The organism is Sphingopyxis flava, from assembly GCF_900168005.1.
Classification (GTDB): Bacteria; Pseudomonadota; Alphaproteobacteria; order Sphingomonadales; family Sphingomonadaceae; genus Sphingopyxis; species Sphingopyxis flava.
Genome location: NZ_FUYP01000008.1, coordinates 1 through 13,632, shown reverse-complemented (window position 1 = coordinate 13,632; position 13,632 = coordinate 1). Strand labels below are relative to the sequence as shown.

The following is a 13,632-nucleotide window of genomic DNA, read 5'->3' as shown; positions in this document are numbered from 1 at the left end:
CGTCGGGGATTCCACCTGACTTGAAAACATTCTAGAGCCGTTCGGCCTGCACGACCTGGTCTGACGCGCGCAGCGCCGAGAGGATGCGCATGACATGGTGAACGTCGCGGACCTCGACGACAATGTCATAAGTATGAAAATCGCCTTCGCGATTCGAGAGACGCAGATTGGTGATATTCGCCGAGTTGGCGGCAAGAATGCCCGACATTTCCGCGAGCGTTCCGGGCTCGTTGAGGATGACGACGCACAGGCGAGCATTGCCGCCCTCGCTGTCTTCCTGCCAGCGCAGGTCGATCCAGTCGGCGTCGACCCCGTCGGCGAGGCTCGGGCAGTCGATGACATGTACCTCGATCCCCTCGTCCGGTCGCGCAAGGCCGACGATACGGTCGCCGGGCACCGGGTGGCAGCAATCGGCGAGCCTGTAGGCGACGCCGGGGGTCAGCCCCTCGATCGACACCGCCGCCCCCTGCCTGAGCTTGCCGGGCTTGGACTTCATCTCGGCGGTGATACCGGGCACCAGCGCCTCGAGCACTGCATTGTCGCTTAGCTGCCGCTTGCCGATGGCGACATAGAGCGCGGTGTCGTCTTCAAGCTTCAGCCGTTCGATTGCGGCCGCGCGCGCCTTGTCGCCGATCTTGCCGGGAAGACGGCGGGCAATCTCGTCGTACATCTTGCGCCCAAGCGCGGCGAGCTCGACCTTTTCCTTTGAGCGCACATGGCGCCGGATCGCGGCGCGCGCCTTGCCGGTGACCGCAAAGCCGAGCCAGGCAGGCTGGGGCACCTGCTTGTCTGACGAGAGGATCTCGACCGTGTCGCCGTTGGCGAGCTGCGTGCGCAGCGGCACGAGCCTTCCATTGACCTTGGCGCCGACGGTTCGATCGCCAAGCCCGGTGTGAACGGCATAGGCAAAGTCGACGGGCGTTGCGCCCTTGGGAAGCTGGTGCAGCACGCCCTTGGGGGTGAAGGCGAAGATCCGGTCCTGGTACATCGCAATGCGCGTGTTTTCCAGAAACTCGTCGGGATCATGCGTCTGTTCGAGGATTTCGAGCAGGTCGCGGATCCACCCCGCCTGTCCATCGGGCGCCGAGCCTCCCTGCTTATAGGCCCAATGCGCGGCCAGCCCGAACTCGGACTGCTGGTGCATGTCGACGCTGCGGATCTGAATTTCGATCCGCATATTCTGCTGATGCATGATTGTCGTGTGGAGTGACTTGTAGCCGTTGCGCTTCGGCGTCGAGATATAATCCTTAAAGCGGCCGGGGACCATTTTCCACTTGCGATGAATGAGGCCGAGCGCCGCATAGCAATCGGCATCGGTTGGGGTCACGATGCGAAAGGCGATAATGTCGGTGACCTGCTCGAAGCTGACGTGGCGCTCCTGCATCTTGCGCCAGATCGAATAGGGGTGCTTCTCTCGTCCCGAGACCTCGGCGTCGATGCCGTTCTTCGCGAGCAGCTCCTTGAATTCGCGGCTGATCGCCGCAACCTTGTCCTTGCCGCCAGCGGTCAGCTTAGCAAGGCGGCCGGTAATTGTGGCATAGGCTTCGGGCTCGAGCTCGCGGAAGGCAAGAAGCTGCATCTCACGCATATATTCATACATGCCGATCCGCTCGGCGAGCGGGGCATAGATATCCATCGTCTCCTTGGCGATGCGGCGGCGCTTTTCCGGATTCTTGATGAAATGGAGCGTGCGCATATTGTGCAGCCGGTCGGCAAGTTTGACCAGCAAGACGCGAATGTCGTCCGACATGGCGAGCAGGAATTTGCGCAGATTCTCCGCCGCCCGCTCATTCTCGGTCTGTGCCTCGATCTTGCTGAGCTTGGTCACCCCGTCGACAAGGCGTCCGACGTCGCCGCCGAACAGCCGCTCGATCTCCTCAGGCGTCGTCAGCGTATCCTCGAGCGTATCGTGAAGAAGCGCCGTCACGATCGTTTCGCTGTCGAGATGAAGGTCGGTCAAAATTCCTGCAACTTCGACAGGATGGCTGAAATAGGGGTCGCCCGAGGCACGCTTCTGGCTACCGTGCTTCTGGACTGTGAAGACGTAGGCACGGTTGAGCAACGCCTCGTCGACGTCGGGATCATAAGCGCGAACGCGCTCGACAAGTTCATACTGCCTGAGCATCGCTTCCAATGTCGTCGCTCGCGCTCCAAATGCAATGCGAAACTTGGCCCCCGTGCATCTCCCTCGCATACGCTGCCTTGGTTAACATCGTTGGAAGCGATGTGGGCGCGCGATAAGGCCCCGAGCCGCGCGCACGCCGTAGGGGCCGATGACAAAATTTTTGGCGTTGAAGCGGAAATGGGTTAGGGCTTGGCCCATGGGAAAATTACGCGAAGTGTTGAATGATCTCGATGGCGGCAATTGCGCACTGCCGCTCGCGCTCGAGGCGATGGGCGAACGATGGTCGTTCATGATCCTTCGCGCCGCTTTCAACGGCGTCCATCATTTCGAGGAGTTCCAGCAGGAACTCGGCATTGCGCGCAACATCCTCTCGAACCGGCTGTCGCGGCTGGTCGACCATGGCATCATGGCGCGCGAGGTGATGGCCGAAGATCGGCGCAAGGTGCACTACCAGCTCACCGAAAAGGGCATCGAACTGCTACCGGCAATGATCGCGCTGCGCCAGTGGGGCGAGAAATGGGGTGCGGGCGTGCCGTCCACTCCGGTGCTTGTCGATGTGCGCGACGAACAGCCGATCGGCCCCGTCACGATTACCGCGCACGACGGGCGCCCGCTTGGCTACAAGGAACTCGTCTGGAAGCACCGCTCGGAACTGCAACCTCTCGGTCAGGCGCGCGTGCGCAGCGACCGCATGACGCCGGTCGCGGCGGAATGATCGCGGACGTTGTCCGGCGGTCCGCGCCGGGCCGCTGAAGCAGGGTAACGCGAGCCGTCTCCATGCCATTCTTCGGATTGACCTCGCCGGGCCCCTTTTTCGGCAACAAGGTCCGCGCCTTTTGGAACCTCCAGATTCTGGGCTGGGTCGCGTGGCTCGGCCTGCGCGGCGTTTCGGGGCTCGCCGGAGGACAATCGGTCTCCTTCCTCGTTCCCGTGGTTGTCTCGGCAATCACCGGATTCTCGCTGACGTTGCTCCTGTCGGTCTGTTATCGCGCTCTTATCAACCGGCCGCCAATTCTGATGTGGAGCGCAAGCTTCGGATTGATGGCGGTCGCAGCAGCGCTTTGGGCCTTCATCGATGCCTGGGTTCTGCAAGTCGTCAACCCCAAGAGCGAGTCGGGCCTGACGGGGCTTTTGCTCGCGCTCGTCTATGTCGATGCGACATCGCTCGCCGCCTGGTCGGCGCTCTATTTTGCAATCAACTATTTTCTCCAGCTTGAAGAACAGAATGACCGCGTGCTCCGTCTCGAGACGCAGGCGGCCTCAGCGCAGCTTGCGATGCTGCGCTACCAGCTCAACCCGCATTTCCTGTTCAACACGCTCAACAGCATTTCGACTCTCGTGCTTCTAAAGCAGGCGGGGCCTGCGAACGCGATGCTGTCGCGGCTGTCCGCCTTCTTGCGCTATACGCTCGCCAACGAACCGACCGCGCAGGTGACGCTGGCGCAGGAGATCGAAACGCTGAAGCTCTATCTCGACATCGAGAAGATGCGCTTCGAGGACCGGCTGCGCCCGCATTTTGCGATCGATCCAGCGGTCGCGCGCGCGCGATTGCCCTCGCTCTTACTCCAGCCCCTTATCGAAAATGCGATCAAATATGCAGTAACGCCGCAGGAAGAAGGCGCCGATATTACCATTTCGGCGCAGCTTGCCGGTGAAAACGTCCGGATTACCGTGTCCGACACGGGGGCGGGATTGTCAGCGGGGGGCGGCGACCCCACGACAGGGAATGCAACGGAATCGACGGGTGTGGGTTTAGCCAATATCAGGGACCGGCTCGCACAGGCTTTCGGTGACCAGCAGCGGTTCGAGGCGCAATCCGGCGCCGATGGCGGCTTCACGGTCCGAATCGAATTTCCGTTTCAGCCCGATGGACAAGCGACGATTGGAACCGGACAGACATGACGATTAGAACCATCCTCGTGGATGATGAAAAATTGGCGACCCAGGGCCTGCAGCTGCGGCTCGAAGCGCATCCGGATGTCGAGGTGGTCGACACCGCCCAGAATGGCCGCGAGGCCATCCGCAAGATCAAAACCCACAAGCCCGACCTTGTCTTCCTCGACATCCAGATGCCGGGGTTTGACGGCTTTTCGGTGATCCAGGGGCTGATGGAGGTCGAACCCCCGCTTGTCGTGTTCGTCACCGCCTACTCCGACCATGCCATACGTGCCTTCGAGGCGCAGGCGGTCGATTATCTGGTCAAGCCCGTGGAGACCGAACGGCTCGCCGATGCATTGGACCGCGTGCGCCAGCGCCTCGCCGAGAAGCGCGGCGTGGCCGAAGTCGAGCGGCTGAAAAGCGTTCTCGCCGAGGTGGCACCCGAGGCGGCCGAGGAATTCGAGGGCGAGGCGGCCCCCGATGCGCACGCGGCCGACCGCTACGAGAAGATGATCAACATCAAGGACCGCGGGCAGATTTTTCGCGTCGACGTCGACAGCATCGAACGCATCGACGCTGCGGGCGACTATATGTGCATCTATACCGCCGATAACAGCCTGATCCTTCGCGAGACGATGAAGGACCTCGAAAAAAGGCTCGACCCGCGCAACTTCCAGCGCGTTCATCGCTCGACGATCGTCAATCTGAGCCAGGTCAAGCAGGTCAAGCCGCACACCAACGGCGAATGCTTCCTCATCCTGGGTTCGGGAGCGCAGGTGAAGGTCAGCCGCAGCTATCGCGACGTGGTTGCGCGGTTCGTCCATTAAGCCGGCAAGCCAAGACCGTTTTCCCGCCAGGGTGCGCCGTAGCGAGTAGCGCGCGTTGGCGCGCGATCGCGCGCCTTTTTAAAGTTGATGCCCCGTCCGGTCGCGCTTCGTGGCGAGATATTGCGCGTTATGCGGATTTGTCGGCAGGGCGAGCGGAATCCGCTCGATGACCGCGATGTCTTCTCGCTCGAGCCGCGCGACCTTTTCCGGGTTATTCGTCATCAATCGGATGCGCGGAATGTTGAGGAGTTCAAGCATTCGCGCCGCGATCGCGAAATCGCGCGCCTCGACGGGAAAGCCGAGGCGAAGATTGGCATCGACCGTATCATGGCCCTGGTCCTGGAGAGCGTAGGCGCGCAGCTTGTTGACGAGACCGATTCCGCGCCCTTCTTGCCGCAGATATAGGAGCACGCCCCACGGCGCATCGGCCATCGCGTGGAGCGCGGCGTGAAGCTGCGGTCCGCAATCGCATTTGAGACTGCCGAAGACGTCGCCGGTCAGGCACTCGCTGTGGAGCCGCACGACCGGGGGGCGACCGTCGCGCTGTCCGATCACGAGCGCGACATGATCCGACGCTTCTTCCGGACTGCGGAAGGCGACAATTTCGCCCGTCTCGCTGGTCTCGACGGGCAACCGGGCCCGCGCGGCAATCTCGAGCCGCGCGGGATCGAGCAGCATCGCCACATCCTCTGCAGCGCATTCGGTTTCGGCCGCGCCCACCGCTTCCCGGACGAAGAAGGCAGGAAGAAGTCCCGCGTGGCGCGCCATCGTCATCGCGGCGGCCGCGGCGGCCTCGCCGCCGGTCGCTACGGTGCGAAACGGACCCTTGAAAGGATGCGCAAGATCGAGCGCCGGGTCGGCGATCGCGAGCGCCTCGGCGACACTCGCCGCCGCGCCTGCGAGTCGCACCGGCCCGGGCGTTGCCGCCGCGCGCTGATTGGTGAGCTTCAAGGTTACGGCGCGCTCGCCCGAAAGCAGCACGTCGCGGCTCGCGAATCCGGTAAGCGCTGCATCGCGCGCGCTCTCGACCGCCAGCAGATCGAGCGCGCCGTCAGGAGCCGCGACGCGCAGCGGCCAGCCGCGGCGCAGCGCGTCGATCGCGCGCGCCGCCCGGCGGGCGCCCTCGCCGGCCGCGTCGCTCAAAAGGAAAACTCCGTCACCAGCGGAATATGGTCCGAGGGTCGCTCCCAGCTTCGCGCAGGCTGGACAACGCGGTGCGCCATCGCCTGCTCCTTGAGCGCAGGCGTCACCCACATATGATCGAGGCGGCGGCCGCGGTTCGACGCCTCCCAGTCCTTCGCCCGGTAGCTCCACCAGGTATAGAGCGGGGTCGGCGGCGCGATGAAGTGACGGCCGAGATCGACCCAGTCGGCCGCTGCCTGAAGCCGCGCCAGCGTATCGACCTCGATCGGCGTATGGCTGACCACGTCGAGCAGCGCCTTGTGGTTCCAAACATCGCTTTCGAGCGGCGCGACGTTGAAATCGCCCGTGAGCACGGTCGGCGCCCCCGCGAGCGCTCCCGCCCATTCGGTCATGCGGCCGAAAAAGTCGAGCTTCTGCCCGAATTTTGGATTGAGATTGCGGTCGGGAATGTCGCCGCCCGCGGGAATATAGACATTGTCGAGCCGCACGCCCGACGGGAGCGTCACCCCGACATGGCGCGCCTCGCCATTCGCCTGCCAGTCATATTGGCGCACATCAGCAAGGGGCACCCGGCTGACGATCGCGACGCCGTGATGCATGCGCTGGCCGTTGGTAACGATGTGGGTGTAGCCGAGCGCCTCGAACATCGCCTTGGGAAACAGGCCACATTCGACCTTGGTTTCCTGAAGGCAGAGGATGTCAGGTGCTTCCTCGCGCAAGAATTTCTCGACGATGCCGAGACGAGCGCGGACGCTGTTGATGTTCCAGGACGCGATACTTGTCATGCCGTCGGCTCTATCGGCGCGGGTCGGCCTTCGCAATGGCGCTGCAACGCGCGAGGACGCGAATCATAAACCCCCGTCCCAGGGGCGGTGGAACGGGGGTTCAAGGTCAGCGTTCGTCACGCTCTTGAGTGAAGACACCTGGCCGTCCGGGTGGGGCAACAGGGGGAAACCCAAAGCCGGGGACCGTGTCGGCGCCTTCGAGAGTTTCAATAGCCCGCTTTGCCTGTCGCCAAGCTGAACGAGAGCCGCCCGCAGGCTGTCCGACGACCGTTCGTCGGCTTCAGCGTGTCATTCGTCGAACGCCGGCCCCACTTTTGGGGGGACCGGCGTCGGTACAAAGATCGCAGAGCCGAAGCAGTCAGCGCCCGCGGGTCTTCGGCCGCGGGTCGGTCCAGCGGAAGGCGGAATCGGCGACCGCGACGTTGAACTTTTGGTTGCTGAGATCGATCCGGGTGCGGTTGTTCTGCGAGTCGAGCGCGACCCAGCCGCGCAGGCGCAGCCCGCCCGGGGCGCTGCCATCGCGCAGGAACACCATTGTGATCGTACCATATTCGGGGCGCTTGGGATCCTTGACCTCGACGCTGATCACCCCGTCACTCCCGGTTGGCAGGACTTTGGCATATTTGCTGAGATCGCGGTCGGGATCGAGCAGCGCGCCGAGCGGCGAATTCTTCACCGGCCAGCTTTGCACCTGCTTCACCTCATAATCGATCATCGTCAGACGCCTGCCGTCGCCGACGATGAGCAAGGGCACGCCCTTTTGATATTGGAAGCGGATCTTGCCCGGACGCTTCAGGGTCAACGTACCGCTGAGGCGCTGGCCTTTGCGGTCGGTCTGGACGAAATCGGCGGTCATCGAACTCGTGTTCTTAAGGTGCGCCTGCACCGCGGCGAGCGCGCTCGGCGCCTCAGCAAGAACGGGGGCTGCAAAGATGAGCCCCGCGGCCGCGGAGGGCGCGAGCGTCCAGGCGGCGATGCGGGCCAGGCTTTTGCGGGAAGGGGTCAGGTTCATGGGGACTCTCGTTTTAATGGCTCTGTCGTGCCGGAGATGCTCTTGCGGCTTTGAATGCGCGCTGAACCCGGCGTTGGGAGAGGTTCAAGCCGCGAAACCGCTGTTGGTTCCCCTCCCCCGTCAGCGCGGCTGGCCATATTGGTCGGTCAGCACGTCGCGCCGCCCGACATGATTGGGCGGGCTCACGAGGCCTTCGTCTTCCATCCGTTCGATGAGCCGCGCCGCGCTGTTGTAACCGATGCGCAATTGGCGCTGGAGCCAGCTCGTCGACGCCTTCTGACTGTCGACGACGATCTGGCATGCCTTTGCATACATGCGGTCCTCGGCGCTGTCGCCGCCGGCGGGCGCGCCCTCCATCGCGAAACCGCCGTCCTCGGGATCCTCGGTCACGCTTTCGACATAGTCGGGCTGGCCTTGTCCGCGCCAGTGATCGGCGACCGCACGCACCTCGTCGTCGGAGACGAAGGGACCGTGGATGCGTGTAATCTGCTTGCCGCCGGGCACGTAGAGCATGTCGCCCTTGCCAAGCAGCTGTTCGGCGCCCGCTTCGCCGAGGATCGTACGGCTGTCGATCTTCGAGGTGACGTTGAAGCTGATGCGGGTCGGCAAATTCGCCTTGATGACGCCGGTGATGACGTCCACCGACGGACGCTGCGTTGCGAGGATGAGGTGGATGCCCGCGGCGCGCGCCTTCTGCGCCAGCCGCTGGATCAGGAACTCGACCTCCTTGCCCGCGGTCATCATGAGGTCGGCAAGCTCGTCGACGACAACGACGATCTGCGGCAGCGGCTGATAGTCGAGTGTTTCTTCCTCATAGACCGGCTGGCCGGTGTCGGGATCATAGCCGGTCTGGACGCGGCGTCCGAGCGATTTGCCCTTGGCGAGCGCGGCGCGGACCTTGTCGTTGTAGCCTGCAAGGTTGCGGACCGACAGCGATGACATCATCCGGTAACGGTCCTCCATCTGCTCGACCGCCCATTTGAGCGCACGGATCGCCTTCTTGGGCTCGGTGACCACGGGAGCAAGGAGATGGGGGATACCGTCATAGACGCTGAGTTCCAGCATCTTGGGGTCGATCATGATCATCTTCACCTGGTCAGGGCCGAGACGATAGAGAAGCGAGAGGATCATCGCATTGAGACCGACCGACTTGCCCGATCCGGTCGTGCCCGCAATCAGCAGGTGCGGCATCGGCGCAAGGTCGGCGATGACGGGATCGCCGCTGATATTCTTCCCAAGGATGATCGGAAGCGCCCCCGTCTGATCCTGGAAGAGCTGGCTGCCAATCATTTCCTGGAGCACGACGGGCTCGCGGTGCGCGTTGGGCAGCTCGATGCCGATGACGGTGCGGCCCGGGATCGGCGCGATGCGCGCCGATAGCGCCGACATGTTGCGCGCGATGTCGTCGGCAAGGTTCGACACGCGGCTCGCCTTCGTGCCCGGCGCAGGTTCAAGCTCGTACATAGTGACGACCGGGCCCGGGCGAACCGCGGTGATGACGCCCTTGACCTGGAAATCCTCGAGGACCGATTCGAGTAGCCGCGCGTTGCGTTCGAGCCCCGCCTTGTCGATCTGTCCCGAGGGACCTTCGGGCGGCGCGGCGAGCAGGTCGATCGACGGGAGCTGATAGTGGGTGAAGAGCTCGGTCTGGGGCTTCGCCTTGGGCTTGGAAGGCTGCGAACGCTGCACGGGCTCCGCAATCTCGGGCGGCGCGCGGTCGCTCGGCTCGGCGCGCGGACGCGGGCGCACGACGCGGTCCATGAGGTTCGGCGTGCGTTCTGCCGGCGATTGAGCGGTCGCGGGAACGGCCGTGCTCCTGCTCTCGGCTTCCGGGAGACGCAAGCGGCTCGCCCACCCTTTTTCGAGCCGCAAGGCGCGCTCGGCGAGCCAGAGCCCCACGATGAGGAAGAGCAGGATGGCCGCGATGCGGATCAAGGCGGCGGCCGGCTCGCCCGCGCGGTCGAACAGCGGCGCGAGGGCATTTCCAAGAATCAGCGGGACGATGCCGCCCCAGCCCGCGGGAAGCGGCGCGTCGCTGTCGGGTGCCCAAAGCTGCGCGCCTAGCCCGACGAGCGAAATGGCAACGAGCATGAAGAAGAGCTGGCGCTTCCAATAGGGCTGCGGCGTTCCGGCCCAGAGCCGCCATGCCATGATCCCCAAAAGCGGCAACAGCAGCACGACAGGAACGCCGCCAACAAACAGCAGGAGGTCGGCAAACCACGCTCCCGCATTTCCCATCCAGTTCGAGGGATTGCCGCCCGCCGCAGTGTGAATCGCGGCATCTGTGCTGTCGTGCGTGATGAGCGCCAGGGTCAAGAACAGGGTGAACAGAGCGAGCGCCGCCGCCGCTCCGATAACCAGCGAGCGAGCGATGCTCGCGCGGAATACGGTGCGCCAATCGGCCTTTGCGGTCGCGGCCTTGCGGCTTGCCATGCGAAATCGGTCCCCAATGCAGTTGGTCCCGGCGATATGCGCATGCGCCGGACTCGCCGTCAAGCGCGGCTCGGCCCGCCTCCCCGCTTCCCAAGGGCGTCCTGGCGGGCTAGGGCGCATTCATGACCGAAACGCAGCGCAGCGATGTCCTGATCTCGGGCGGTGGCCTTGTCGGTCAAACGCTCGCCCTCGCGCTTGCGCATCACGGCCTCTCCTCGCAGGTCGTCGATCCTGCCGACCCTGTGGCAACGATCGCGCCCGGCTTTGACGGCCGTGCCTCGGCGATCGCGAGTGCGACATGGCAGATGTTCAAGGTACTGGGGCTCGCCGACCGGCTCGCAGGTCATGGCTGCGCGATCCGCGCGATCAAGGTCAGCGACGGCGGGCAGGCGGGCGAACTCGATTTCGTGACCCGCGGCGACGACCCGGCGCTTGGCATGATGATCGAGAATCGCGAGCTCCGCGTCGCGCTCGCCGCCGCGATTGCCGATGCGCCCCTTGTCCGGCTCCACATGCCCGCGAAGGTCACCGCGCGGGCGGTCGATGCCCACGGCGTCACACTGACGCTCGCAGACGACAAGCGCCTCGCTGCGCCGCTCCTCATCGTTGCTGAGGGACGCCGCTCGCCGACGCGCGACGAAGCTGGGTTCAGCATCGCGAGCTGGTCCTATCATCATCACGCGATGATCGGCGCGGTCGCGCACGCCCGCCCGCACGATCATGTCGCGCATGAAATCTTCTTCCCCTCAGGCCCCTTTGCCCTGCTCCCGCTCGTCGACGATGCCGTGGGGCGGCACCGCTCGGCCTTTGTCTGGACGGTTTCGGAAAAAGAAGGACCCGCCTTTGCCAAGCTGGGGGACAGGGGGTTCATCGCCGAGCTCGAAAAGCGCGCTGGCGGCCTGCTTGGCAGCATGGAGCTGGTGGCGCCGCGGATGACCTATCCGCTCGGTTTCCACCACAGCGCAAAGATCGTGACCGACCGGATCGCGCTCGTCGGCGACGCAGCGCACGGCATCCATCCGATTGCGGGGCAAGGGCTCAACCTTGGCCTTCGCGACGTCGCAGCGCTCGCCGAAGTACTCGTCGACGGCGCGCGGCTCGGGCTCGACCTCGGCGACGCGGCTCTCCTCGCGCGTTACCAGCACTGGCGCGGGCTCGACAATCTGATGGTCAGTCTTGCAACCGATGGTCTGACCCGCCTCTTCGGTGTCCCCGGGCGTGCCGCCTCGGCCGTCCGGCGCGCGGGGCTGGGCGCGGTGCAGCGGCTACCCACGCTCAAGCGCTTCTTCATGGACGAAGCGAGGGGCGAATCGGGCGACCTTCCCCGGCTGCTCGCGGGGGCGGAAATTTAGGTCAGCGGGCAGCGGCGCGGGCGATGCTGCCCGACTATTGAAGCGTCGCGCGCCCGTCGTCGCCGTCGAAGCGGCCGAAAAACTGCATGAGCTGGATAACGAGCTCGGCACGCGCCTCGATCGGCGTCGCTTCGAGCAGCGCCTGTTTCGCCGCCGCATCGAAAGGGGCGACCTGTGCGATACCGTTGACGAGCGTCGCATCGTCGAGCTGACCGACCGAATCCCAGTCGACAACATAGCCCTGCCGCGCCGCAAAGCGCTTCGCTTCGCGTTCGAGGCTGGCGCGTTCGATGCTCGACAGGACGGCATCGGTTTCGACCTCGGTCTCGATCTCGGCCTCGACCTGGCGAAAGGGCGTGGTGACGTCGAGCTCGCGGCGCACGCGGAACCGCGCGACGCCCTCGAGAATCAGGTTGAAGCGGCCCTCTTCGAGCGCCTCGACATCGACGATGCGTCCGACGCACCCGACATCGTAGAGAGCCGGCGGCTCGCGGCTTTCCTCGCCCGCAATCTGCCGCGGCTGGATCATTCCAATCTGACGGTCGCGTGCCAGCACTTCCTGCACCATCGCCTTGTAGCGCGGCTCGAAGATATGGAGCGGCAGGTGCAGCCCCGGAAACAGCACTGCACCGGGCAGCGGAAAGATCGCGATCCGCTGGATGGTCAGGGGCGCAGCCTCGCTCATCAGCCGAACAGAATGAGCGACAAGCGGCGGCGCTGCGCCGCAACCCAGGGATCTTCAAGCCCCACGGCTTCGAAGAGTTCGAGCAGCTTGGTGCGTGCGGCGCCCTCCTGCCACTCGCGGTCGGCCTCGACGATGCCGAGCAGATTGTCAGCGGCCGCGTCGCGCTGCCCTGCGCCAATCTGAGCGACGGCAAGGTCAAAGCGCGCCTGGTGATCCTCGCCATTCGCCGCGACCGCGGCTTCGAGCGCTGCAAGTTCGCTCGCATCGGGCGCATCGGCGGCGAGCGCTACCGCGCTCTTCGCCTGCGCAATCGCGGGGTCGCCAGAAAGCGCGTCGGGAACGGCATCGAGGGCGGCCTGCGCCGCCTCGGCCTCGCCCGCCGCAAGGAGCGAGCGGATGAGCCCGCCATGCGCCGCGGCATTATCGGGCGCCATGTCGAGGATTTGCGTGAAGATGCTCGCCGCGCGCGGGCCGTCGCCCTCGGCGAGGACATTTTCGCCCATTTCGATCAAAGGCGCAATCTCGACCGCGCGGGCGCTCGCATCGCTCTCGATGGGAAGCTGCGCGAGAAGCTGGTCGAGGACCGACTTCAGCTGGCTTTCGGTCCGAGCATTGGTGAGATTTGCGACGGGCTGCCCCTGAAAAATTGCATAGACGGTCGGGATCGACTGGACCTGAAACTGCCCCGCGATGAAGCGATTCGCATCGACATCGACCTTCGCAAGCATGACGCCCTTGTCGGCGTAATCAGCCGCGACCTTTTCAAGGATCGGCGCGAGCTGTTTGCACGGGCCGCACCATTCCGCCCAGAAATCGAGGATGACGAGCTTCTTCATCGAGGGCTCGACGACGTCGCGGCGGAATGCCTCGACCGCTTCCTTTTCCTGCGGGTTCAGACCAAGTGTGGCCACGATGTGATTGCTCCCTTGCTATGCGGTTCGCTCGCTTATGTGGGAATTGAGGCGTCAATGCCAACCCTTCGCGCCTTCGAGACACGAAAAGCACAATGAGGGCTTGCCGACTCCAAAAGCCGGTGCTAATCGCGCGCCTCACCCGCTGGCACCCACCCGGTCGCCAGCCGCCAGAGCGGGCGTAGCTCAGGGGTAGAGCACAACCTTGCCAAGGTTGGGGTCGAGGGTTCGAATCCCTTCGCCCGCTCCAGGAATGGTAACAAAATCAGGCTCTTCCCCGTGAACGGGGGATGAGGGTGGATCAGACCCGATTGATGACGCCATTCCAACCGCAAAGAGCGAGCACGCGCAAGCGGTAGTTGTGAAAGTTTCGGAAGCCGAACGCGGGCTCTTCCCCGTGAACGGGGGATGAGGGTGGATCAGACCCGATTGATGACGCCATTCCAACCGCAAAGAGCGAGCACGCGCAAGCGGTAGTTGT

Annotated in this window: 11 protein-coding genes and 1 tRNA gene; 5 read left to right on the top strand and 7 right to left on the bottom strand. The window is 64.4% G+C overall.

The window, feature by feature from the left end; all coding sequences use genetic code 11:
• Positions 1-31 precede the first annotated feature (31 nt).
• The gene (locus B5X69_RS08015; RefSeq protein ID WP_079638198.1) at positions 32-2,125 is read right to left on the bottom strand and encodes a RelA/SpoT family protein; all 2,094 of its coding nucleotides are present in this window, start codon (positions 2,123-2,125) and stop codon (positions 32-34) included.
• Between the two features lie 196 nt (positions 2,126-2,321).
• Here B5X69_RS08015 and B5X69_RS08010 point away from each other — a divergent pair, with 196 nt between their 5' ends.
• From B5X69_RS08010 to B5X69_RS08000, 3 genes are all read left to right on the top strand, one after another.
• Positions 2,322-2,840, top strand: coding sequence for a winged helix-turn-helix transcriptional regulator (locus B5X69_RS08010; protein WP_079638197.1), 519 nt, complete (start codon positions 2,322-2,324; stop codon positions 2,838-2,840).
• Positions 2,841-2,902: 62 nt separating this feature from the next.
• Positions 2,903-4,027, top strand: coding sequence for a sensor histidine kinase (locus B5X69_RS08005; RefSeq protein ID WP_079638196.1), 1,125 nt, complete (start codon positions 2,903-2,905; stop codon positions 4,025-4,027).
• The gene (locus B5X69_RS08000; RefSeq protein ID WP_079638195.1) at positions 4,024-4,830 is read left to right on the top strand and encodes a LytR/AlgR family response regulator transcription factor; all 807 of its coding nucleotides are present in this window, start codon (positions 4,024-4,026) and stop codon (positions 4,828-4,830) included. Before B5X69_RS08005 ends, B5X69_RS08000 begins: the two co-directional genes overlap by 4 nt.
• A 78-nt stretch (positions 4,831-4,908) precedes the next feature.
• On the opposite strand, the gene ribA is transcribed toward B5X69_RS08000, so the two are convergent.
• The 4 genes from ribA to B5X69_RS07980 form a co-directional block, all read right to left on the bottom strand.
• Complete coding sequence (gene ribA, locus B5X69_RS07995; RefSeq protein ID WP_079638194.1) at positions 4,909-5,973, bottom strand: GTP cyclohydrolase II; 1,065 nt, start codon at positions 5,971-5,973, stop codon at positions 4,909-4,911.
• On the bottom strand, positions 5,970-6,758 hold the full coding sequence (locus B5X69_RS07990; protein ID WP_079638193.1) for an exodeoxyribonuclease III: 789 nt from the start codon (positions 6,756-6,758) through the stop codon (positions 5,970-5,972). The genes ribA and B5X69_RS07990 overlap by 4 nt, the downstream gene beginning before the upstream one ends.
• A 358-nt stretch (positions 6,759-7,116) precedes the next feature.
• Positions 7,117-7,770 (bottom strand): LolA family protein, encoded by a 654-nt coding sequence (locus B5X69_RS07985; protein WP_079638192.1) that lies wholly within the window; start codon positions 7,768-7,770, stop codon positions 7,117-7,119.
• A gap of 120 nt (positions 7,771-7,890) precedes the next feature.
• Positions 7,891-10,203: an FtsK/SpoIIIE family DNA translocase gene (locus B5X69_RS07980; protein WP_079638191.1), complete on the bottom strand. Its 2,313-nt coding sequence runs from the start codon at positions 10,201-10,203 to the stop codon at positions 7,891-7,893.
• 122 nt (positions 10,204-10,325) lie between these two features.
• On the opposite strand from B5X69_RS07980, the gene B5X69_RS07975 reads away from it, so the two are divergent.
• Entirely contained in the window at positions 10,326-11,555 is a 1,230-nt protein-coding gene (locus B5X69_RS07975; protein WP_079638190.1) for an FAD-dependent monooxygenase, read from the top strand.
• A 34-nt stretch (positions 11,556-11,589) separates the two neighbouring features.
• Here B5X69_RS07975 and B5X69_RS07970 read toward each other — a convergent pair whose 3' ends face one another.
• Together B5X69_RS07970 and B5X69_RS07965 are read right to left on the bottom strand one after the other, a co-directional pair.
• On the bottom strand, positions 11,590-12,240 hold the full coding sequence (locus tag B5X69_RS07970) for an LON peptidase substrate-binding domain-containing protein (protein WP_079638189.1): 651 nt from the start codon (positions 12,238-12,240) through the stop codon (positions 11,590-11,592).
• The gene (locus tag B5X69_RS07965) at positions 12,240-13,151 is read right to left on the bottom strand and encodes a tetratricopeptide repeat protein (protein ID WP_079638188.1); all 912 of its coding nucleotides are present in this window, start codon (positions 13,149-13,151) and stop codon (positions 12,240-12,242) included. The genes B5X69_RS07970 and B5X69_RS07965 overlap by 1 nt, the downstream gene beginning before the upstream one ends.
• A 175-nt stretch (positions 13,152-13,326) precedes the next feature.
• Between B5X69_RS07965 and B5X69_RS07960 the strand changes: the two genes are divergently transcribed.
• Positions 13,327-13,401: transfer RNA gene (locus tag B5X69_RS07960), tRNA-Gly, on the top strand.
• Positions 13,402-13,632: the final 231 nt, after the last annotated feature.

What these genes read in the sequence shown, in the direction of transcription:
- B5X69_RS08015 (WP_079638198.1), bottom strand. Translation starts at nt 2,125, where the DNA reads ATGCTCAGGCAGTATGAACTTGTCGAGCGCGTTCGCGCTTATGATCCC.
- B5X69_RS08010 (WP_079638197.1), top strand. Translation starts at nt 2,322, where the DNA reads ATGGGAAAATTACGCGAAGTGTTGAATGATCTCGATGGCGGCAATTGC.
- B5X69_RS08005 (WP_079638196.1), top strand. Translation starts at nt 2,903, where the DNA reads ATGCCATTCTTCGGATTGACCTCGCCGGGCCCCTTTTTCGGCAACAAG.
- B5X69_RS08000 (WP_079638195.1), top strand. Translation starts at nt 4,024, where the DNA reads ATGACGATTAGAACCATCCTCGTGGATGATGAAAAATTGGCGACCCAG.
- B5X69_RS07990 (WP_079638193.1), bottom strand. Translation starts at nt 6,758, where the DNA reads ATGACAAGTATCGCGTCCTGGAACATCAACAGCGTCCGCGCTCGTCTC.
- B5X69_RS07985 (WP_079638192.1), bottom strand. Translation starts at nt 7,770, where the DNA reads ATGAACCTGACCCCTTCCCGCAAAAGCCTGGCCCGCATCGCCGCCTGG.
- B5X69_RS07980 (WP_079638191.1), bottom strand. Translation starts at nt 10,203, where the DNA reads ATGGCAAGCCGCAAGGCCGCGACCGCAAAGGCCGATTGGCGCACCGTA.
- B5X69_RS07975 (WP_079638190.1), top strand. Translation starts at nt 10,326, where the DNA reads ATGACCGAAACGCAGCGCAGCGATGTCCTGATCTCGGGCGGTGGCCTT.
- B5X69_RS07970 (WP_079638189.1), bottom strand. Translation starts at nt 12,240, where the DNA reads ATGAGCGAGGCTGCGCCCCTGACCATCCAGCGGATCGCGATCTTTCCG.